Annotated in this window: 20 protein-coding genes; 12 read left to right on the forward strand and 8 right to left on the reverse strand. The window is 69.8% G+C overall.

Features of this window, described 5'->3' with window-relative positions; translation table 11 throughout:
* The first annotated feature begins 52 nt into the window (after positions 1 to 52).
* The 7 genes from O1R50_RS13550 (at position 53) to O1R50_RS13580 (ending at position 7483) form a co-directional block, all read left to right on the forward strand.
* On the forward strand, positions 53 to 1573 hold the full coding sequence (locus O1R50_RS13550) for a sugar ABC transporter ATP-binding protein (protein ID WP_270110592.1): 1521 nt from the start codon (positions 53 to 55) through the stop codon (positions 1571 to 1573).
* Positions 1570 to 2625: an ABC transporter permease gene (locus O1R50_RS13555; protein ID WP_270110593.1), complete on the forward strand. Its 1056-nt coding sequence runs from the start codon at positions 1570 to 1572 to the stop codon at positions 2623 to 2625. Before O1R50_RS13550 ends, O1R50_RS13555 begins: the two co-directional genes overlap by 4 nt.
* Entirely contained in the window at positions 2622 to 3650 is a 1029-nt protein-coding gene (locus O1R50_RS13560; protein WP_270110594.1) for an ABC transporter permease subunit, read from the forward strand. The genes O1R50_RS13555 and O1R50_RS13560 overlap by 4 nt, the downstream gene beginning before the upstream one ends.
* 133 nt (positions 3651 to 3783) lie before the next feature.
* On the forward strand, positions 3784 to 4707 hold the full coding sequence (locus O1R50_RS13565; protein WP_270110595.1) for an ABC transporter ATP-binding protein: 924 nt from the start codon (positions 3784 to 3786) through the stop codon (positions 4705 to 4707).
* Positions 4704 to 5555, forward strand: coding sequence for an ABC transporter permease (locus O1R50_RS13570; protein WP_270110596.1), 852 nt, complete (start codon positions 4704 to 4706; stop codon positions 5553 to 5555). The genes O1R50_RS13565 and O1R50_RS13570 overlap by 4 nt, the downstream gene beginning before the upstream one ends.
* Positions 5556 to 5559: 4 nt before the next feature.
* Complete coding sequence (locus tag O1R50_RS13575) at positions 5560 to 5787, forward strand: helix-turn-helix transcriptional regulator (protein ID WP_270110597.1); 228 nt, start codon at positions 5560 to 5562, stop codon at positions 5785 to 5787.
* A 187-nt stretch (positions 5788 to 5974) separates the two neighbouring features.
* On the forward strand, positions 5975 to 7483 hold the full coding sequence (locus tag O1R50_RS13580; protein ID WP_270110598.1) for an alkaline phosphatase D family protein: 1509 nt from the start codon (positions 5975 to 5977) through the stop codon (positions 7481 to 7483).
* 42 nt (positions 7484 to 7525) lie between these two features.
* Here O1R50_RS13580 and O1R50_RS13585 read toward each other — a convergent pair whose 3' ends face one another.
* The 8 genes from O1R50_RS13585 to O1R50_RS13620 form a co-directional block, all read right to left on the reverse strand.
* Positions 7526 to 7963: a DUF2550 domain-containing protein gene (locus tag O1R50_RS13585; RefSeq protein WP_270110599.1), complete on the reverse strand. Its 438-nt coding sequence runs from the start codon at positions 7961 to 7963 to the stop codon at positions 7526 to 7528.
* 2 nt (positions 7964 to 7965) lie between these two features.
* A complete protein-coding gene (locus O1R50_RS13590; protein ID WP_270110601.1) occupies positions 7966 to 8247 on the reverse strand; it encodes a F0F1 ATP synthase subunit epsilon in 282 nt (93 codons plus the stop codon).
* A 164-nt stretch (positions 8248 to 8411) separates the two neighbouring features.
* Entirely contained in the window at positions 8412 to 9089 is a 678-nt protein-coding gene (locus tag O1R50_RS13595) for a Crp/Fnr family transcriptional regulator (RefSeq protein ID WP_030144656.1), read from the reverse strand.
* 304 nt (positions 9090 to 9393) lie between these two features.
* Positions 9394 to 10590 (reverse strand): MarP family serine protease, encoded by a 1197-nt coding sequence (locus tag O1R50_RS13600; RefSeq protein ID WP_270110604.1) that lies wholly within the window; start codon positions 10588 to 10590, stop codon positions 9394 to 9396.
* A gap of 12 nt (positions 10591 to 10602) precedes the next feature.
* Positions 10603 to 11256, reverse strand: a complete 654-nt coding sequence (locus O1R50_RS13605) for an NUDIX hydrolase (RefSeq protein ID WP_270110605.1) — start codon at positions 11254 to 11256, stop codon at positions 10603 to 10605.
* Positions 11253 to 11813, reverse strand: a complete 561-nt coding sequence (locus O1R50_RS13610; protein WP_270110606.1) for a TlpA family protein disulfide reductase — start codon at positions 11811 to 11813, stop codon at positions 11253 to 11255. Before O1R50_RS13610 ends, O1R50_RS13605 begins: the two co-directional genes overlap by 4 nt.
* Positions 11810 to 12601, reverse strand: coding sequence for an endonuclease III (gene nth, locus O1R50_RS13615; RefSeq protein ID WP_270110608.1), 792 nt, complete (start codon positions 12599 to 12601; stop codon positions 11810 to 11812). The genes O1R50_RS13610 and nth overlap by 4 nt, the downstream gene beginning before the upstream one ends.
* 28 nt (positions 12602 to 12629) lie before the next feature.
* Entirely contained in the window at positions 12630 to 13727 is a 1098-nt protein-coding gene (locus O1R50_RS13620; RefSeq protein ID WP_270110609.1) for a S8 family serine peptidase, read from the reverse strand.
* A gap of 249 nt (positions 13728 to 13976) precedes the next feature.
* Here O1R50_RS13620 and O1R50_RS13625 point away from each other — a divergent pair, with 249 nt between their 5' ends.
* From O1R50_RS13625 to O1R50_RS13645, 5 genes are all read left to right on the forward strand, one after another.
* Positions 13977 to 16379, forward strand: a complete 2403-nt coding sequence (locus O1R50_RS13625) for an SseB family protein (protein WP_270110610.1) — start codon at positions 13977 to 13979, stop codon at positions 16377 to 16379.
* Entirely contained in the window at positions 16376 to 16741 is a 366-nt protein-coding gene (locus O1R50_RS13630; RefSeq protein WP_408612690.1) for a hypothetical protein, read from the forward strand. Before O1R50_RS13625 ends, O1R50_RS13630 begins: the two co-directional genes overlap by 4 nt.
* Before the next feature lie 261 nt (positions 16742 to 17002).
* Positions 17003 to 18157: a Gfo/Idh/MocA family protein gene (locus O1R50_RS13635; RefSeq protein WP_270110612.1), complete on the forward strand. Its 1155-nt coding sequence runs from the start codon at positions 17003 to 17005 to the stop codon at positions 18155 to 18157.
* Complete coding sequence (locus O1R50_RS13640; protein WP_270110613.1) at positions 18154 to 19245, forward strand: dihydrodipicolinate synthase family protein; 1092 nt, start codon at positions 18154 to 18156, stop codon at positions 19243 to 19245. The genes O1R50_RS13635 and O1R50_RS13640 overlap by 4 nt, the downstream gene beginning before the upstream one ends.
* Entirely contained in the window at positions 19242 to 20054 is an 813-nt protein-coding gene (locus O1R50_RS13645) for a sugar phosphate isomerase/epimerase family protein (RefSeq protein WP_270110614.1), read from the forward strand. The genes O1R50_RS13640 and O1R50_RS13645 overlap by 4 nt, the downstream gene beginning before the upstream one ends.
* Positions 20055 to 20074: the final 20 nt, after the last annotated feature.

Below are 20074 nucleotides of genomic sequence, written 5' to 3' on the forward strand. Positions count from 1 at the left end.
ACGCAGGCATCCCCAGAGCCACCCTCCAACCGCACAGCGAAGGTCGAATCCCATGTCTGACGACCCGATCGTCCAGATGACCGGGATCAGGAAGGACTTCACCGGTGTCCGCGCCCTCGACGGCGTGGACTTCACCCTCAGGCCAGGAGAGATCCACGCCGTCATGGGTGAGAACGGTGCCGGTAAGTCCACTTTGATCAAGGTTTTGACGGGCGTCCACACTCCGGACGCCGGCGATATCCTGCTCGACGGGAAGAGCGTCCGCTTCCATTCCCCGGGCGCGGCCCAGGCCGCCGGCATCTCCACCGTCTACCAAGAGGTCAACCTCACCGACAACCTGTCGGTGGCCGAAAACCTCTTCGCCGGGCGCGAGCCGCGGCTCGGCCCGTTCATCAACTTCCGCGCCATGCGCCGCAAGGCCAAAGCGCTCCTGGACGACATCGGCATCGACCTCAACGTCGCCGCGCCGCTGTCGTCCTACTCGATCGCCATGCAGCAGCTGGTCGCGATCGCCCGCGCCGTCGACATCGAGGCGAAGGTCCTCATCCTGGACGAGCCGACCTCCTCGCTCGACCGCGACGAGGTGGCCGTCCTCCTCGGCGTCATGCGCCGCCTCGCCGCGAACGGCACCGCGATGGTGTTCATCTCCCACTTCCTCGAGCAGGTCTACGAGATCTCCGACCGGATGACGGTGCTGCGCAACGGGAAGCTCGTCGGCGAATGGGCCACCGCGGACCTGCCCGAGAACGAGCTCATCGGGCACATGCTCGGCCGCGAGGCCGTCGTCCTGGAGCAGATCGAGCGGGCCGCCGCCGCGCACCACGTCGCCGACGAGACGCCGCTGGTCCAAGCGGTCGGCCTGGGCCGCAAGGGCTCGATCGCGCCGTACGACCTCGACGTCCGCCGCGGCGAGGTCGTGGGCCTGGCCGGTCTGCTCGGCTCCGGGCGCACCGAGACCATCCGGCTCATCGCCGGAGCCGACCGCGCCGACTCCGGGTCGCTGTCCTTCGACGGCGCGAAGGTGGGCGGCCACAACCCGCGCACCGCCTCCGCCCGCGGCATCGCGTACTGCCCGGAGAACCGCAAGACCGAAGGCCTCGTGGGCGATCTGACGGTCGCCGAGAACATGATCCTGGCGATGCAGGCTTCGAGGGGCTGGGCCCGGTCGATTCCGGTGGCCCGCCGCGACAAGCTCGTCGCCGAGTTCATCGAGAAACTCGACATCCGGCCCGCGAACCCGGACATGCCCGTCAAGAACCTCTCGGGCGGCAACCAGCAGAAGGTGCTGCTCGCCCGCTGGATGCTCATCGAACCGAAGCTGCTCATCCTCGATGAGCCCACGCGCGGCATCGACGTGGGCGCCAAGGCCGACATCCAGAAGCTCGTCGCCGAGCTCTCGGCCGATGGCATGGCGGTCCTGTTCGTCTCCGCCGAACTCGACGAGGTCACGCGCCTGTCCGACCGGATCGCGGTCCTGCGCGACCGCGACCTCATCGCCGTGCTCGAATCCGAGGCCGACATGACCACTGAGAAGATCGTCGACACCATCGTGGCGAAGGGCGGCGAGCGATGAACTCCTACGCGAAACGCCTCATGTGGCCGGTCCTGATCCTGGTGGCGCTCATCGTCGTCAACATCGCCGCCACCGGCATCGACTTCATCATCCCGAGCGTCAACGACGGCCGCCTCGGCGGCGCGTTCGTCAACATCCTGCGCCGCTCCGCGCCGCTGATGCTGATCGCGCTCGGCATGACGCTCGTCATCGCCACCAAGGGCATCGACCTCTCGGTCGGCGCCGTGTACGCCATCGGCGCGGCCATCGCCTGCCAGATGATCATCGGCCAGGAGGACCAGTCCGCGGCGGGCCTCATCTTCTCCGCCGTGGCCCTCGCGCTCGTCGTCACCGCCGTCATCGGCGCGTGGAACGGGACCATGGTGGCGTACTTCGGCATCCAGCCGATCGTCGCCACGCTGATCCTCATGATCGCCGGGCGCGGCATCGCCCAGCTCATCACCGGCGGGCAGATCCCGAAGGTCCAGGACTCGAGCCCGTTCACGCAGCTCGGCCGCGGCGAGATCTTCACGATCCCGCTGCCGATCTGGATCGCCGCGCTCGTGTTCGTCGCGATCGCGCTGCTCACCCGCAAGACCGCCCTGGGCCTGCTGCTCGAATCGGTCGGCGGCAACCCCGAGGCGAGCCGCCTCGCGGGCATCCGCTCCAAGGGCATCACCGTCCTGGTGTACCTCGTCTGCGGGCTGTGCGCCGGCCTCGCCGGGCTCATCGGCGCGGCCAACCTCGGCAGCGCCGACGCCAACAACGGCGGCCTGTGGATCGAGCTCGACGCGATCCTCGCCGTGGTCATCGGCGGCACCGCGCTCCTCGGCGGCCGGTTCTACCTGCTGGGCACCACCATCGGCGTCGTGATCATCGGGACGCTCGAGGACACCATCATCAACGTCGGCCTCTCGAGCCAGTGGCAGTTCACCGCGAAGGCCATCGTGGTCTTCGCCGTCGCGCTGCTGCAGAGCCCCGAGTTCCGGGGCTGGATCCTGAAGCCGTTCAAGCCGAAGCCGGAAGCCGCCGCGCCGGCGCCCGCGCCCGCCGAGGAGGTCCCGGCCAAATGACCACCGAGACACTGACCGAGCGCCCGGCGCGCTCGACGCTGTTCGACGGCCTCACCAAGTACATCCCGATCGGCGCCACCGTCGCGCTCCTGATCGTGATGTACCTCGGCGGCATCGCCAACTTCAAGAACTTCGACAGCGCCCAGGTCATCGCCGGGCTCTTCATCGACTACGCGCCGCTGCTGGTCATCGCCGTCGGCATGACCTTCGTGATCCTCTCGGGGGGCATCGACCTCTCCGTGGGCTCGGTGATGGCCTTCTCGACGATGGCGTGCGCGTGGCTCACCGTGGACGCGGGGATCTCGGCGCCGCTGGCGATGGTGCTGGTGCTGGCCTTCGGCACGCTGTGGGGGCTGCTCATCGGGGCGGTCATCCACTACTTCAACGTGCAGCCGTTCATCGCGACCCTGGTGGGGCTCTTCCTCTTCCGGGGTCTGACGCTCCAGATCTCCGACACCGACGTCTCCATGCGCGAGGTCGACTTCTGGCAGTGGGGCATGACCCACGTCGAGTTCGGCGGAAAGGTCCGCGACGGCGGCTTCTGGCTGCCGTACCTCTCGTTCGTGGCGTTCGCGGTCGTCATCGTGGCGTTCGTGATCCTCCACTACACCCGGTTCGGGCGCGGCGTCTACGCCATCGGCGGCTCGGAGCAGTCCGCGCTGCTCATGGGGCTTCCGGTGGCGCGCACCAAGATCGGCGTATACGCCGTGAGCGGGTTCTGCGCCTCCCTCGCGGGGGTGCTGGCCGCGTTCGCGACCAAGAGCGCCAACCCGCTCGCCAACGTCGGCGCCGAACTCGACGCGATCGCCGCCGTGGTCATCGGCGGGACGCTGCTCACCGGCGGCGCCGGGTTCGTGCTCGGCACCGTCGCCGGCGTCATGGTCTGGGGCCTGCTCAACACGCTCATCGCCTTCCACGGGGGGCTCTCCTCGTGGTGGGCGCGGATCGTGATGGGCGTGCTCCTGCTCGCCTTCATCCTCCTGCAGCGCGTGCTCGCCCGCTCGGGCGAGAAGCGGCGCACCTAGGCAACACTCTCCGCACCGCGAGGGCCGCTCACCGATGGTGGGCGGCCCTCGTCGCTATACGGATTGGCAGAGTTCTGCGGCGAGATGTAGTATGTGTGCTATCAATGAATGAACTCATGCGACGGAGATGAAGATGGGACACCCCCCGGCTTGCGACGGGCCCGCCATCGCCGTATCCGACCTGCGGATGCGCTACGGCGACAAGGACGTGCTCACCGGGCTCGACCTCGAGATCGAACCCGGCGGCGTCACCGCCCTGCTCGGCCCCAACGGTGCCGGCAAGACCACCACCATCGAGATCCTCGAAGGCTTCCGGGCCCGCTCCGGCGGCGACGTGCGCGTCCTCGGCGTCGACCCCGTCAACGGCGGCGAGGCCTGGCGGGCCGGGCTCGGCATCGTGCTCCAGGAATGGCGCGACAACGGCAAATGGAAGGTCCGCGACCTCCTCCGGCACTTCGGCGAGTACTACCTCCCGTACGCCGACCCCTGGGACGCCGACGCACTGCTCGACCTGGTCGGCCTCACCGCCCAAGCCTCCCAGCGGGTCCAGACGCTCTCAGGCGGCCAGCGCCGCCGCCTCGACGTCGCCCTCGGCATCATCGGCCGCCCCGCGCTCCTCTTCCTCGACGAGCCGACCACCGGCTTCGACCCGCACGCGCGGCGCGAGTTCCACGAGCTCATCCACCGGCTCACCGACCTCGACGGCACCACGATCCTGCTGACCACCCACGACCTCGACGAAGCCGAGAAGCTCGCCGAGCGCATCCTCATCCTCGCCGGAGGACGCATCATCGCCGACGGCTCACCGGACAAGCTCGCCCGGTCCGCCGCCACGACCGCCGAGATCAAGTGGATCCAGGACGGGCGCCTCCAGATCCACGCCACCGACGACGCCACCGACTTCGTCCGCCAGCTCCTCGCCACCGACGGCGGGACGGTCACCGACCTCGAAGTGCACCGCGCCAGCCTCGAGGACGCCTACCTGACCCTCGTCGCCAAGTTCGAAGCGGGCGAAGCCGAAACGGCCGTCGACGCCTTCAAGGAGGTCACGACGTGAACACCGCACTCCACGAATACAAGACCGGCTGGAAGCGCGGCCTCATCGAGACCCGCATCTCCCTGACCTCCGTCAGCGACCTGATGGGCTACCTGATGCCCATGGCGATCGCCGTCCTCGTCCTCGTCTTCATGCGCGGCGCCGAATTCGAGGGCGCTCCGGTCTCCTTGGGCTCCATGAACATGCCGAGCCTCATCGGCATGAACGTCGTCTTCGGCGGCATCATGGGCATCGTCGGCACACTGTCGATGGACCGCACCAACGGCACGCTGCTGCGCGCCAAGTCGATGCCCGGCGGCATGACCGGCTACCTGATCGGGCACGTCGTCTCGACGGCGATGTTCGTGCTCGCCTCCGTGGCGGTGATGCTCGCGGCGGGCCTGGTGCTCTTCGACGAGCTCGACTTCGACAGCCCCGACCGGTGGCTGCTGTTCCTCGCCGTCGTCGTCATGGGCATCGTGACGACCCTCCCGCTGGGCGCCGTGCTCGGTGCGCTCGTCAACAACCCCAAGAACATGGGGCTGGTGATGCTCCCGGTCATGGGCTCGGTGGCGATCTCCGGGATCTTCTACCCGATCACCGCGCTGCCGGACTGGCTCCAGGCGATCGGACAGGCCTTCCCGATGTACTGGATGGGCCTGGGGATGCGCCACGCCATGCTGCCCGATGCGATGGCGGCCGTGGAGATCGGCGGCGAATGGCGCACGGTGACGATGTTCGCGGTGCTCGCCGCATGGGCGGTCGCGTCGCTGGCGCTGGCGCCGAAGCTGCTGCGGCGCATGGCGCGCCGCGAGTCCGGTTCGGCGGTGGCCGAGCGCCGCGCCGAGATGCAGAAGCAGTGGGGTTAGCGCCATGGCGGGGGACGAGGTCTACAACCGGATCGCGATGCTGCGTGCCGAACGGGGCGTCTCGCGGCGCCAGCTGGCCGACGCCCTCGGCGTCCACTACCAGACCGTCGGCTACCTCGAACGCGGCGAATACAGCCCGAGCCTCCATCTCGCCCTGAAACTCGCCGAGTACTTCGAAGTGCCGGTGGAAGTGGTCTTCTCGACGAAGCCCTTCCCGCGCATCGGCGCCTGATACCAGCCGGTCGGCGAACCCGAGAAAACACCCGCGACCGCACTCCGGCCCCGCCCCCGGGCAACACCACGGCGAAAGCCGGCCCAGGAGCGGGGCCCCTTTGTTCACGCCGTCGCCACCTCGAGGTCGTCCTCGGCTGGTTGGGTGAGGCTTGTTCATCGAACCCCACGGTTTTTGGAGAGCACAAGTGCAGATTCACCGTCGGCGGCTGCTCGCCGCCGGGGCGGGCGGCGCGATCCTTCTCGGGACTCCCGGGATCTCGTACGCCGCCTCGCGTCCCCAGCTCACCCACGGCGTCCAGTCCGGTGACGTGACCGACCGCGGCGCGATCCTGTGGACGCGCGCCGACCGCGGCTCCCGGATGCGGGTCGAGCTCGCCACGCGCCCGGACTTCAAGCACGCCAGGACGATCGAAGGCCCCGCGCTCACCGCGGACAGCGACTTCACCGGGAAGCTGAAGCTCAATGGCCTGCGCCCGGGCCAGCGTTACCACTACCGGATCACCGCCGAAGGCGAGCGCGACTCCGAGCCGCTCGAAGGCTCGTTCGCCACGGCCGCATGCGAACCGGCCGACATCCGCTTCCAGTGGTCCGGCGACCTCGCCGGGCAGGGCTGGGGGATCAACCCCGAGTTCGGCGGCTTCCGGATCTTCCAGGCCATGGCGGACGCCGAGCCGGACTTCTTCCTCTGCTCGGGCGACTTCGTGTACGCCGACGGGCCGATCGTCGAATCCGTCGAGCTGCCGGACGGCACCACGTGGAAGAACACCGTGACCGCCGAGAAGTCCAAGGTCGCCGAGACCCTCGACGAGTACCGCGGCCAGTTCAAGTACAACCTCATCGACGAGAACCTCCGCGCGTTCCTCGCGCAGGTGCCCATGGTGAACCAGTGGGACGACCACGAAGTCGTCAACAACTGGTACCCCGGCGAGATCCTCGACCTGCCGCAGTACACCGAGAAGAACGTCGACGTGCTCGCCGCGCGGGCCCGCCAGGCGTTCGCCGAGTACACGCCCGGCGGTTTCGGCGCCACGGACGCCGACGGCCGCATCTACCGCAAGATCGCCTACGGCCCGCTCCTCGACGTGTTCGTGCTCGACATGCGGACCTTCAAGAGCGCCAACCCGGACGCCGACACCGCGCCCGGCGAGGTCCTCGGCGCCGCCCAGCTCGAATGGCTCAAGCGCGAACTGCGCCGCTCCAAGGCCACGTGGAAAGTCATCGCGGCGGACCTGCCGATCGGGCTCATCGTGGGCGACGGCGCAGGCGCTCAGGAAGGCGTCTCGAACGGCACCGGCGGCGCCCCCGGTGGCCGCGAGGCCGAGATCGCGGACCTGCTCTCGTACGCGAAGAGCCGGGGCGTCAAGAACATGGTGTGGCTGACCGCCGACGTGCACTACACCGCGGCCCACCACTACAGCCCCGACCGGGCCGTGTTCCAGGACTTCGACCCGTTCTGGGAGTTCGTGTCCGGGCCGCTCAACGCGGGTGCCTTCGGGCCCAACAAGCTCGATGCGACCTTCGGCCCCGAAGCGGTGTTCGTGCAGGCGCCTCCGGCCGCGAACACGCCGCCGGCGCTGGGTTACCAGTTCTTCGGCGAGGTCGGCATCGACGCCGAGACCGAGATGCTCACCGTGGCGCTCAAGGACCTCGACGGGAACACGCTGTTCCTGAAGACGCTCGAACCGGCCGCATAGCACGAGGGCGCCTCCTCCGGTCACCGGAGGAGGCGCGTCGTTTCAGTTGCGGCCCGAATAGAACTCGGCCCCGGGCGGGGCCGCTTCGAGCCAGGAGAGGAACCCGGTGACCGCCGAGGTGGTCATCGCGAGCTCCACTTCGCCCGAAGCGCTCTTGCAGCGCAGGATCGCCACTTCGGGCGGGAAGATCTGCGCTTCGGGACCGACGGGCTTGCGGCGCTCAGCGACCTGGACGTCATGGCGCAGCAGCGAATAGCGGGGCCCGAACGCGAGGGAGAACATCCGGTACCAGCGGAGCGTGCCCCGCTCGTAGACCGCGAAGCCGGGGGCCCAGCCGCGCCCCTCCATGTGCCGGGAGAGCCTGGCGGCCATGGCCACTGAGCCCGAGCGGGACAGGAAGGAGCGGCGGACGTAGGTCAGCACCAAGAACACCGCGACGGCCGCCGCCAGCGCGGCGACGACGAGCAGTGCCTTCAGCATGGCTACGCCGAAGCGGGGGCGACCGCCTCGGCGGTCTCGGCGAGGATGGTGACCCCGTCGGTGGTCACCGACAGGAAGCCGCCCTCGATCTGCCAGGCCAGTTCGGCGCCGTCGACCGGCTGCACCCGTACGGTGCTGCCGATGCGCAGCTCGCCGAGCAGCGGCTGGTGGTTCGGGAGGATGCCCAGTTCGCCTTCGGTGGTGCGCGCGTACACGGCCTTGGCCGCACCGGACCACACCTGCGACTCGACTGCTACCACTTGGACGTTCAGTTGCCCTGCCACAACGCTCCTTCAGCAGACTCCGGGATGGTTACCGGAAGTCTAGACGGACGCGGGTGCGAACGTCGAATCGCCCAAGGGCGGAGGAGCGGGTGATCACCGGCACTGGCTGGGGAAAGGATGAAGGCCCCCGGCGATGCCGAGGGCCCAAGAATCATTCGTGAGGGTTACACGCGGGCCCGGCGAGCCAAACGCTCGGGGTCCATGATGATCACGCTCTTGCCGTCCAGGCGCAGCCAGCCGCGCCCGGCGAAATCAGCCAGGGCCTTGTTCACGGTCTCGCGGGAGGCGCCGACCAGCTGGGCCAGCTCTTCCTGGGTGAGGTCGTGGGTGACGCGCAGGACGCCGCCGTCGCGGGTGCCGAAGCGGCTCGCCATGTGCAGCAGGGCTTTCGCGACGCGACCGGGGACGTCGGTGAAGATGAGGTCCGCCATCGAGTCGTTCGTGCGACGCAGCCGGCGTGCTATCACGCGCAGCAGCTGCTCGGCGATCTCGGGCCGGTTGGCGAGCCAGGGGCGCAGCGCGGTCTTCGACAGGCGGGCCAGGCGGGTGTCGGTCAGAGCGGTGGCGGTGGCGGTGCGGGGACCGGGGTCGAACAGCGCGAGTTCGCCGACCATGTCGGACGGGCCCATCACCGCGATCAGGTTCTGGCGGCCGTCGGCCGAGCGGCGGCCGAGCTTCACCTTCCCGGACATGACGATGTACAGACTGTCACCCGGCTCGTTCTCGGTGAAGACAGTCTGGCCCTTGTTGACGTCGATGTACTCCATCTCTTTGATGAGCGACTCGACAGCTTCGGGGTCTACGCCCTTGAACAGGGCGGCCCTGGCCAATACATCTTCCATGTCCGTTCGCACCTTTCTTCAACGCACCGCTAGTGCAAGTACTGAGTCTATGCCTCTTGTCCGCATTGCGGGAGCGAGACCCCCGTAAATCCACATGCGCACGTAGACGCCGGAATCGACATTCGTATCCGAATGAATGCGTTCCGTCGGTTCCGAGCGTCACCGCGAGAGACTCACCACGCTGTCTCAGCAGGGTATTCGTTCCGGATAACGGAAAGCGTCGACAGCGACCGGTACAGCCTACCTGCAATGTGACGCCACGCCCAGTATCAGGCAATGGCGTAATCCCACAGGAACCCACAGATCAGGTGCAGGATCCGGTGCCGACGGGACCGGAAGCGGACCGTCCCGCCTCCAGGACAGGCGCGGACTCGCCCATGGTCAGCGCGTAACCGGTCTCCGGGTCGTCGACGGCGGCGGCGAAGATGACACCGATCACCTCGCCTTGCGGGTTGAGCAGGGGACCGCCGGAATTGCCGCCGATGATGTGCGCGTACAGCTGGTAGACCTCGCGCGTGACGGTGCCGGAGTCGTAGATGTCGGGGCCGGTGACGATCCGCGCTTCGCGCACGCGCGCGGCCGTCGCCGTGTAGGGGCCGCCCGCGGGGTAGCCGAGGACGATCGCGTCGTCGCCGGTGGCGGCGGTCGCCGACTGGAGCGGCAGCGGCTCGGCGTCCAGATCGGGGACGGACAGGATCGCGAGGTCCTTCTCGGGCTCGAACACGATCACCTCGGCGTCGTACAGGTCTCCGTCGGATTCGACCTGCACGTGCTCGGTCCCGGCGACGACGTGCGCGTTCGTGGCGACGAGGCCGTCGTCGTAGACGAAGCTCGAGCCCTCGATCTGGCGGTCGCAGGACGGCGCGGAACCGTGGACCTTGAGGACCGAGTCCTCGGCGTTCACGACCACGCCGGACGCCGCGAGCTCCGGGTCGGGCGGTTCGACCGAGCGGGCCTCGGTCGGGTCGAGGCCGGAGAACACGTCCGGCATCCCGGAGGTGTTGAGCGATTCGCGCATCGACTCGTAGACGCCTTTGACGGCCTCGGGCATGTACTCGTCGATGCCGCTCACGAGGCTCGAGTTGCGCACCGCCGAGGCGACCGCGGGCATCGAGGAGTTCGCTAGGGGCGCGGCCGCGACCCAGGTGACCAGGAGGACCGCGGCGACCGAGACGACGGGCCCGGCGAGGTGGTCGATCCGCTTGGAGCCGTCCGTGCGCAGTCGCCTGCGGAGCTTGTAACCGAGGGAGGTGGCGAGTGCCATGCCGCCCAAGGCGAGTGCGAAGACGACGAGGAGCGAGGCGATGAGCTTCGCGAGCGCCTCGGTGTAGAAGTCGGCCGCGAACGGCGCGATCTGGATGCCGAGGATCGCTCCGCCGAGGAAGCCGATGAACGTGGTCGCCGAGGCGATGAAGCCTTCGCGGTAGCCGTTGACGGCGAACAGGAGCGCCAGCAGCACGATCACGACATCGACGAGGAGTCCCGCACTGGTCGGCTCCATCCGCCCCTCCGTTCAGTGCCGTTCGAGCTCCATCGTCCGGCCGGTGTCCCAGGGGCGGGCCCAGCCGCCCAGGTCCAGCAGCCACGACAGTACCCCGGCGGTGAAGCCCCAAATCAAGGGCACGCCTGCGATCTGGAAGCCCGGGCCGCTGCGGCCCGACGGGAACGGGACGGTGCCCCGCGAGGCCGGGTCGGCCAGAAGCGGCAGCGGCACCTGGTGGGCGGCGGCGACTTCGGAGGCCGCCTGCGGTGCGACCTGGTGCGGGCGCGCCCAAAGAGCGAGCACCGGCGTGACCGCGAAGCCCGACACGGGGATCCAGAGCGTCGGGAGGGACCGTCCGATGACGACGGTGGAGGGGTCGACGGCGAGTTCCTCGGCGGCTTCGCGCAGCGCGGTCGCCGCGGCGTCGGCGTCGCCGGGTTCGGCGCCGCCGCCGGGGAACGCGACCTCGCCCGGGTGGTGGCGCAGCGTCGCGGCCCGCTGCTGGAGCAGCACCGACGGTCCGTGCTCGTCGTCCTTGAGGAGCACGAGGACGGAAGCGGTGCGGGCGTCGGCCTCCTCGTAGGGGAGGAGGTGGTCGGCGATGACACGGCCGATCACGGGCGGGCGCGCCGCTTCGGCGGCTTTGAGGAGCGGCGGCCACCAGTCGGGGCGGGACTCGGTCATGCCGGCTCCAAACCGAACGCGGACTCGGCGGTCTCGGTGAGGCTCTCAGCGGTGACGCCCGGTTCCGCGATGAGCGCTGCGACCGTGCCGTCGGGTTTCACGAACGCGATCCCCGGCAGGCCCGGCACGCCGAGCCCGATGCGAACGGCCTCATCGGGATCGAACACGGAAGGGAAGGTCATGCCGAACGCCTCGGCGAAGGACCGTCCGGCGTCGCGCGTGTCGGCGGTGTCCACGCCGAGCACGTCGACCTGGTCGCCGTAGGCCTGGTAGAACGCCTCGACCTCCGGCGCCTCGTCCTGGCACGGCCCGCACCAGCTGGCCCACAGGACCACCACCAGCGGCTTCTCGCCGGGGCCGACCACGGTCGCCGCTTCGTCGCCGAGGCAGTCGAGTTCGAGGTCGCCGACCCCTTCGATCGCGGTCGAACCGGAGGCGCACGCGACCGACCAGGTCGGCTCGGGCGCGTTCTCGGCGGTGACGCCCGGCTCAGGGGACTCGTTCGTGCAGGCCGCCAAGAAGAACAGTGCGGCAGCGGCGGTCAGCAGTCGCTTCACCGGCTCACCGCGTGCTCGATGCCAGCGAGCTTGATCAGCTCGTCCACGTTGTCGCCCTTGAGGAGTTTCGCGGCCTCGGCGGGGTCCGTAGGGCCCTCGCCGTACGAGGGGCAGATCGCGGCGAGGGTGCACGCGCCGCACGCGGGCTTGCGGGCGATGCAGACGCGGCGGCCGTGGAAGATGACCCGGTGCGAGAACATGGTCCACTCGCGCGGCTCGATGAGCTTCTGGATCTGGTATTCGAGCTTCACGGGGTCGGTCCCCTCGACCAGGCCGAGCCGGTTCGTGATGCGGATCATGTGCGTGTCGACGGTGATGCCGGGGGCGCCGAAGGCGTTGCCGCGGATGACGTTCGCGGTCTTGCGGCCGATCCCCGGGAGTTTCACCAGAGCGTCCATGTCCTCCGGGAGCCTGCCGCCGTGGTGCTCGACGAGGGCTTTGCCGAGGCCGATGATCGACTTGGTCTTGTTGCGGTAGAAGCCCGTCGGCCGGATGATCGCCTCGACCTCCTCGGGGTTCGCCTCGGCGTAGTCGGCGGCGGAGCGGTAGCGCTTGAACAGCGCCGGCGTCGTGAGGTTCACCCGCACGTCGGTGCACTGGGCGGAGAGGATCGTGGCGACGGCCAGCTCGAGCGGGTTCGCGTAGTCGAGCTCGCATTCGGCGTCCGGATGGGCGGCGGCCAGGAGCCGGTTGATCTTGCGGGCCCGGCGCTTCTTGGCCAGCTCGCTCTCGGTGCCGCCGTCGCGGCTCGACGCACTGGCGCTTCGGGGTGCGGGATTGCGAGCCATAAGTTCGTCCAGCGGGCGTCTGCGGCGGTCACCCCGCCATCGTACGCGGGCGGCTCGGCAGCCGGCCGCCTCTCCGAGTGCCGCGTCCGCCACGCAGGAGCAGCGCGGACATGCCGAGCAGGCCCCCTCCGGCGGCCGTCGCCGCCGCGCGCCAGACCGGTGAGATCTCGGCCTCGGCGGGGTCAGGCGGGCGCGGGCTCACGTCCGCTTCGACCGCGGCGGCCACGTCCAGGACGCCCTCGCCGAGACCCGGCGCGCCGGCGGCGGCGGTCCCGGTGAGCGCGCGGCGCACCTGGTCGGCGCTCCACTCCGGGTGCGCCGAGCGCACCAGCGCGGCCGCGCCCGAGACGACGGCCGAGGCGAACGACGTGCCGGTGACGGTCTTGTAGCCGCCGCCGGGCTTGGGTGCGATCAGGTTCGCGCCGGGCGCCGCGAGATCGGTCTCCGCGCCGGTGACGGCGGTCCTCCAGCGCTCGCCGTGCTCGTCGGAGCCGGTCACGGCGAGCACGTCGGCGACGCGGGCGGGGAACCACACGTCCTCGGCCGGCTCGTCGTCCTGCTGGTTCCCGGTGCAGGCCACGATGAGCACGTCGTGCCGCTCCGCATAGGCGATCGCCTCGGAGAACTGCGGCGAGTCGTAGTGGCCGCCGAGCGAGAGGTTCACGATGTCCGCGCCGTTGTCGACGGCCCACTGGACGGCCGCGCCGACCATCGCCGAATCGTGGTACCGGTTCTCGTCGTCGAGGACGCGGACCGGCAGGATCACGGCGTCGGGGGCGATCCCCGGGTGGTGCGAGTCGGCGCTCCCTGCGATGAGCCCGGCGACGGCGGTGCCGTGCCCGACCGGGTCGGCCTGGCCGAAGGCCCGCTCGTAGACCGGGCCGGGATCGGAGCCGAAGGCGAGGAGGCGCGGCTCGGCGCCGGGGTCGACGTCGACGTAGCTGCGGCCGGGGAGCACCGACCCTTCGAGCGCCGGGTGGTCGGCGTCCACACCCGAGTCGACGACGGCGACGATGACGCCCTCGCCGGTCGCGGCCGGCCAGGCCTCGGGGGCCTTGACCGCGGTGAGATGCCAGGCGAGGGGCGCGGAGGCGCGGCCGGTCTGCGCGGAGAGCAAGAGCGCCAACAGCGTCGAGCACAGACAGGCGAGAACGTAGCGTGCAGAGCGGTCCCCCATGAGAACCGGATCGTTACACAGCGACAGGCCCACAGCGTGGGAATGACACACGCTCTCCTTTATGAATTCGTTATTCTCGCCCTACTGACGGAAACTTGACAATGCCCTCGCGTTACGGTGACGATCGCGAGGGGACGCCGCGTTCGCTCGACACCGCCCCATCCAAGACCGGTAGGGGGGAAGGGCTGAGTGGGATCGATGTGGGAACCCAGTAACGAGATCGAGCACCGTCTCCGGGAGGCGCTGCGAGCCGAGGACCAGGACGGATACTTCCGCACCCTGGCGCAGATCGAACTCGTCCTCCCACTGTCCTATGAGGACTCGAATGGGACGGGGGCCGACACTTGGGCCACCTGGACCACCGACGACCGCACCCATATCCTCGCGTTCACGTCCGAGACCGCGCTCCAGGTGTGCCTGCGCGACAACGCCGGCGCGTCCCGCCGCGTGTCGTTCGCCGCGCTCGCCGAGGCCTGGCCCGACGAGGAGTGGTGGCTCGCCGTCAACCCCGGCCTGCCGATCGAGGGCTACCTCCCGGCGTGGTTCGTCACCCAGGTCGCCCAAGGCATGACCACCGTTCCGGCCGACCCGGCACCTGAACCGGAACCCGCCGCGGACCCCTACGGCGACACCTATTCCTCTGGCGCCCAATCCTCTCCGTTCGCCGCCGCGCAGTCGGACCCGTTCGCGAACCCGATGGCGCCCGCCCCTGAGCAGCGCCGCGAGAGCTTCATGCCCCCGGCGCCGCCGGTGCCCGAGGTGCCGCCCGCACCCCGGCGCTCCTCGGACCTGAACGGCTCCGCGCAGCAGCAGTCCAGCGTCGGCGGCACCACGCAGGCGGGCCTGCCGCTGCGCCAGCCGCCGCGCGACCCCGAAGCGCCCGAGGCCGACCCGTTCAACGGGCACTCGTTCGCCTCCCAGCCGCCGCCCGAGCCGGAGCAGTCCCAGCCCCGCTCGCAGGGCTTCGGCTCGCAGCCGCGCGGCACGGGTTCGCAGCCGCAGGGCTTCGGCTCCCAGCCCCAGAGCTACTCTCAGCCGCCGGCCGCGCCGAGCCCGCAGGGGTTCGGGGCCGAGACGCAGTGGCCGTCCCAGCCGTCCCAGCAGGACCAGTGGCCCGACGCGCCGGACTGGCTGCGCGAGCAGCAGCCCGACCCGTCCACGCTGCCGACCCGCGCGCCCGCGCCGCCGAACGCCGCGCCAGAGCCGTTCCCGGCGGGCGAGTCCTTCGGGAACGCCGGAGCGTTCGCACCGCAGCACGACCCGTTCGGCGCGCCGTCCCGCGGCGGCTCCTTCGGCAACGAGGCGTTCGGCTCCGAACCGCAGCGCAACGCCGAATCGTTCGCGTCCATGTCGAGCGCCTTCGGCCGCCGCCCGGCCGAGTCCGAACCGCAGTCCGTGGCGCAGCCGCAGGCCCAGTCGCAACCGGTCGAGCTCACCGGTGACGAGGCCGAGCCGCTGCTCGCCGAGGCCGCCTCCTCCGGCGACACCGCCGCGTTCCTCCAGACCCTCCTGTGCGCCAGCGTGATCCTCCCGATCGGCGACCCCGAGGCCGCGCACCTGCGCGTCGGCGACCCCGCCTTCCGGTGGGCCAGCGACATCGTCGACGGCATCATCGGCATCACCGTCTACACGACCGCCGAGCGCATGGCCGAGCGCGCCGGCGAGGACACCCCGCACACGATCGTGCCCTTCGGCTGGCTCATCCAGCACTGGCCCGCACAGGACTACGCGCTGTACGTCAACCCCGGCACCTCGGTGGGCGCCAACATGAGCGGCCCCGAGATCGAGCCGCTCATCAAATGGGCCGAGGCGAAGGACCTCCTGACGTTCGCCACCGAGATGGAGCGCCGCCAGGCCGCGGCCGCGCGCGCCAACTCGCCCTCGCACAAGATCCAGCCGATCCTGTGGCAGAAGACCATCCCGCACCAGCAGGTGCCGTTCTACCTCGAACGCGGCTACGACCGCGTCGGCGGCTTCGTGCACCCCGCCGAGGCCGTGGACCACCTGCGCACGCCCGCGCAGCTGTACCTCGCGCTGGGGCTCATCCGCTCCAGCGAGGAGTTCAGCCCCGCCGACGACTCGGTCCACGTGCTCCGCTGGATCGGCTACCGCACCGACCTCTACCCGGTCGCCTTGGGCGGCAACGACTACGCGACCGCCGAAGCGCGCGGCGGCACCGTCGTCGAGCCCGGCCCGTTCCGCGGCGACGGGTTCGCCCCCGCCGAAGGCGACGAGCGGATCCCCGAGCACAAGGTCGACTCGGTGCGGCTCCCGCACGGCGCGAAGATCTCCAGGATCGACTCGCGCGGCGAAGTCCACGACATCGCGCTCTACGACGCCGACACCCGCGAATGGACCCCCATCGACGGCGCGTTCGGCGGACCCGCCGCCATCGAGGCGCCCTCGACCCCGGCGCTGCCCGCCGGGCCCGCGCCGAGCGGCCCGATGGGCGAGGCGTACGGCTATGACGCCACCCCCGGTTACGACAGCGCGCTGGGCGAGGCCTGGGGCGAAGCGGACGGGCACTACGACCTGGTGCGTCCCAAGCCGGAAGAGCGGGCCGCGCACGTGCTCGACAACCGCGAATGGAAGGACGCCTGATGCGCGACGGTTACATCGCCCGCTGGAAGGGCGCCGAATACGACTCGAGCCCTGACGGGGCCCACGTGCGGCTCTACTCGCCCACGGGCGGCGACGGCTTCGTCGAGGTCGCCGACGGCCGGTTCCGGCGCGGCGTGCCGATCGGCGAGCTCGAGGACTTCTTCTACGTGAGGACCATCGCGACCTGGCGCGGCGAGCCGTTCTTCGTGCTCGGCGAGTCGGGGGAGTGGCTGCGGCTCGAGTACCGCGGCGGCCGCAGCGACGTGGCCCGCTCGCTCGGGCTCGAACCGTACGACAACGGCGTGTACCAGATCTGGGCGCCTGCGGCCGAGGTCACCGACATCAGCGAGCAGTACCTCTAGCGTCTTTCCGCGAGCCCCGGCCGTTTCGCCGGGGCTCGATTCATGCTCGGAAACGGCTGGATTCGCAAGGCCCCGAGCGCGACATGACCGTTCGGCGAAACTGTCCGGAGACCGCTTTCACATGGGTGTCGTTTGAGGTATAGTTCAGGAAACAAAGAAAGCGTTTGCCTGAGCTTTGCGAATTTACGGCTCGCAAGCTTCGCCGAGAGGTGGGGCAAACGCTTGCGTAGCCATGTTCGGCAAGGTCTGGAGCACATCCCTATGGCAGAGAGAATCACCGTCGGCATCGCCCTCAACGGGGTGACCGGGCGCATGGGCTACCGGCAGCACCTCGTGCGCTCGCTTCTCGCCATTCGCGAGCAGGGCGGCGTGGAACGCGCCGACGGCAGCGTGATCTGGCCCGAGCTCACCCTGGTCGGCCGCAGCGCCGACAAGCTCGCCGAGATCGCCGCCCGCCACGGCCTGGACAAGTACACGACCAGCCTGGACGAGGCCCTCGGCGACGACAAGATCGACGTCTACTTCGACGCCCTCACCACCCAGCACCGCCTCGCCGCCGTCAACTCGGCCATCAAGGCCGGCAAGCACGTGTACACCGAGAAGCCCATCGCCACGAACCTCGACGACGCTCTGAACCTCGCCCGCGCCGCGCGCGACGCCGGCGTCAAGAACGGCGCGGTCGCCGACAAGCTGTACCTCCCGGGCCTGCGCAAGCTCAAGCGCCTCGTCGACTCCGGGTTCTTCGGCCGGGTCCTCTCCGTGCGCGGCGAGTTCGGCTACTGGGTCTTCGAAGGCGACTGGCAGGCGGCCCAGCGGCCCTCGTGGAACTACCGCGCCGAAGACGGCGGCGGCATGGTCCTCGACATGTTCCCCCACTGGTCCTACGTCTTCGAGGAGACGTTCGCCAAGGTCAAGTCCGTCACCGCGCACGTCACCACCCACATCCCCGAGCGCTTCGACGAGCACGGCAACCCCTACGCCGCCACCGCCGACGACGCCGCGTACGCGCTCTTCGAACTCGAGGACGGCACCGTCGTCCAGATGAACTCCTCCTGGGCGACCCGCGTCGACCGCGAGGAGCTCGTCGAGTTCCACGTCGACGGCACCGAGGGCTCCGCGATCGCCGGCCTGCGCAAGGCCCGCGCCCAGCACCGCGTGCACACCCCCAAGCCGGTGTGGAACCCCGACATCGACCAGCCGATCCCCTTCCGGGGGCAGTGGCACGAGGTGCCCGACAACGAGGTCTTCGACAACGGCTTCAAGATCCAGTGGGAGGAGTTCCTGCGGCACGTCGTGGACGACGAGCCGTGGCACCACGACTTCCTCGCCGCCGCGCGCGGCGTGCAGCTGGCCGAGGCCGGATACCAGTCCGCCCGCGAAGGCCGCCGCATCGAACTGGAGGACCTGGAGCTGTGAGCCGCAAGTTCACCTCGCGCGTCATCTACTCCGCGGCCCACGTGGTCGCGGACCCCTTGGCGGACAACGGCCCCGGGCGTCCGGCCGTCGTCGACTGGGACGCCACGATCGGCTACCGCAGGCACCTGTGGGACCTCGGCCTCGGCATCGCCGACGCCATGGACACCGCACAGCGCGGCATGGGCCTCGACTGGGAGGCCACGAAGGAGCTCATCCGCCGCTCGGCCGAGGCCGCGGGCCCGGACGACCTCCTCGCGTGCGGTGTCGGCACCGACCAGCTCGGCGCCAATCCGACCACTATGGACGAGATCCGCGCGACGTACCTCGAGCAGCTCGCCGTGGTCGAGGACGCCGGAGCGGGCACGATCCTCATGTGCTCCAGGGCCCTCGCCGCGAGCGCCAAGAGCGCCGACGACTACAAGGCGCTCTACGCCGAGCTCCTGGGTGAAGTGAGCGGCAAGGCGATCCTGCACTGGCTCGGCCCGATGTTCGACCCGGCGCTCGAAGGCTACTGGGGCTCTTCGGACCTCGAGGCCGCCGCCGACACCTTCATCGAGATCATCACCGAGAACGCGGCGAAGATCGACGGCATCAAGATGAGCCTCCTCGACGCCGAAGCGGAGATCGCGGTGCGCCGCAGGCTTCCCGAAGGCGTCCGCTGCTACACCGGCGACGACTTCAACTACCCGCGACTCATCGCGGGCGACGAGTTCGGCTACTCGGACGCGCTCCTGGGCATCTTCGACCCGCTCGCGCCGCTCGCCTCGAAGGCCGTGCAGCGCTTGGACGAAGGCGACGTCGCCGGTTTCCACGCCATCCTCGACCCGACGGTTCCGCTGGCGCGGAAGGTCTTCGAGGCCCCCACGTTCAACTACAAGACCGGCGTGGTGTTCCTGGCGTGGCTCTCGGGCCACCAGGACCACTTCAAGATGGTCGGCGGCCTCGAATCGGCGCGTTCCATCAAGCACTTCGGCGAGATCGTCGACCTCGCCCTCGAAGTGGACCTCTTCCCGGACGAAGCGCTCGCCATCGACCGCTTCAACGCACTGCTCAAGGTCGCGGGCCAGCCGAAGCGGACCCTCGCATGAGCATCATGCGGCGGTTCTCCTTCAACCACGCCACAGCGAAGTTCTGGGATCAGCGCGAGGCCGTCGAGGCCTGCGCGCGCACCGGTTCCGGGATCGGCCTGTGGCGCGAACCGGTGCAGGAGATGGGACTCGAAGCGAGCGCGAAGCTCGTGAAGGACGCTGGCGTCCAGGTGACGAGCCTGTGCCGGGCCGGGTTCTTCACGGATCCGACGCAGGCCGCGATCGACGACAATCGAAAGGCGATCGACGAGGCCGCCGAGCTCGGCGCCCCGACGCTGGTGCTGGTCTCGGGAGGCATCCCCGAAGGCGGCACGATCGACAGCGCCCGTGAGGGCGTCAAAGAGGCCCTGTCGGTGCTCGCCCCCTATGCGGGTGAGCGCGGCGTGACCTTGTCGATCGAGCCGCTGCACCCGATGTTCGCCAGCGACCGCTGTGTCGTGACGACGATCAACGAAGCCCTCGACCTGGCCGCGCCGTTCCCGGCCGGGCAGGTCGGCGTCGTGGTCGACACGTACCACATCTGGTGGGACCCGCAGGTGTGGCAAGGGATCGCCCGAGCCGGCCGCGAGGGCCGCATCGCCTCGTTCCAGTTCGCGGACTGGGTCACCCCGCTCCCGGCGGGAGTGCTCACCGGCCGCGGCCAGTTGGGCGACGGCTGCGTGGACTTCAAGCGCTATCTGGCCGAAGTGGACGCGACCGGGTTCACCGGCCCGATCGAGGTCGAATTGTTCAACGACGCCCTCTGGGCCCGCCCGGGCGCGGAGGTTTTCGAAGAGACCAGGGCCGCGTTCGCGCGGGTACTGGAATAGGAGCACCGCGGGCGCGGATC

The organism is Glycomyces luteolus (genome assembly GCF_027622875.1).
Taxonomy (GTDB): Bacteria; Actinomycetota; Actinomycetes; order Mycobacteriales; family Micromonosporaceae; genus Glycomyces; species Glycomyces luteolus.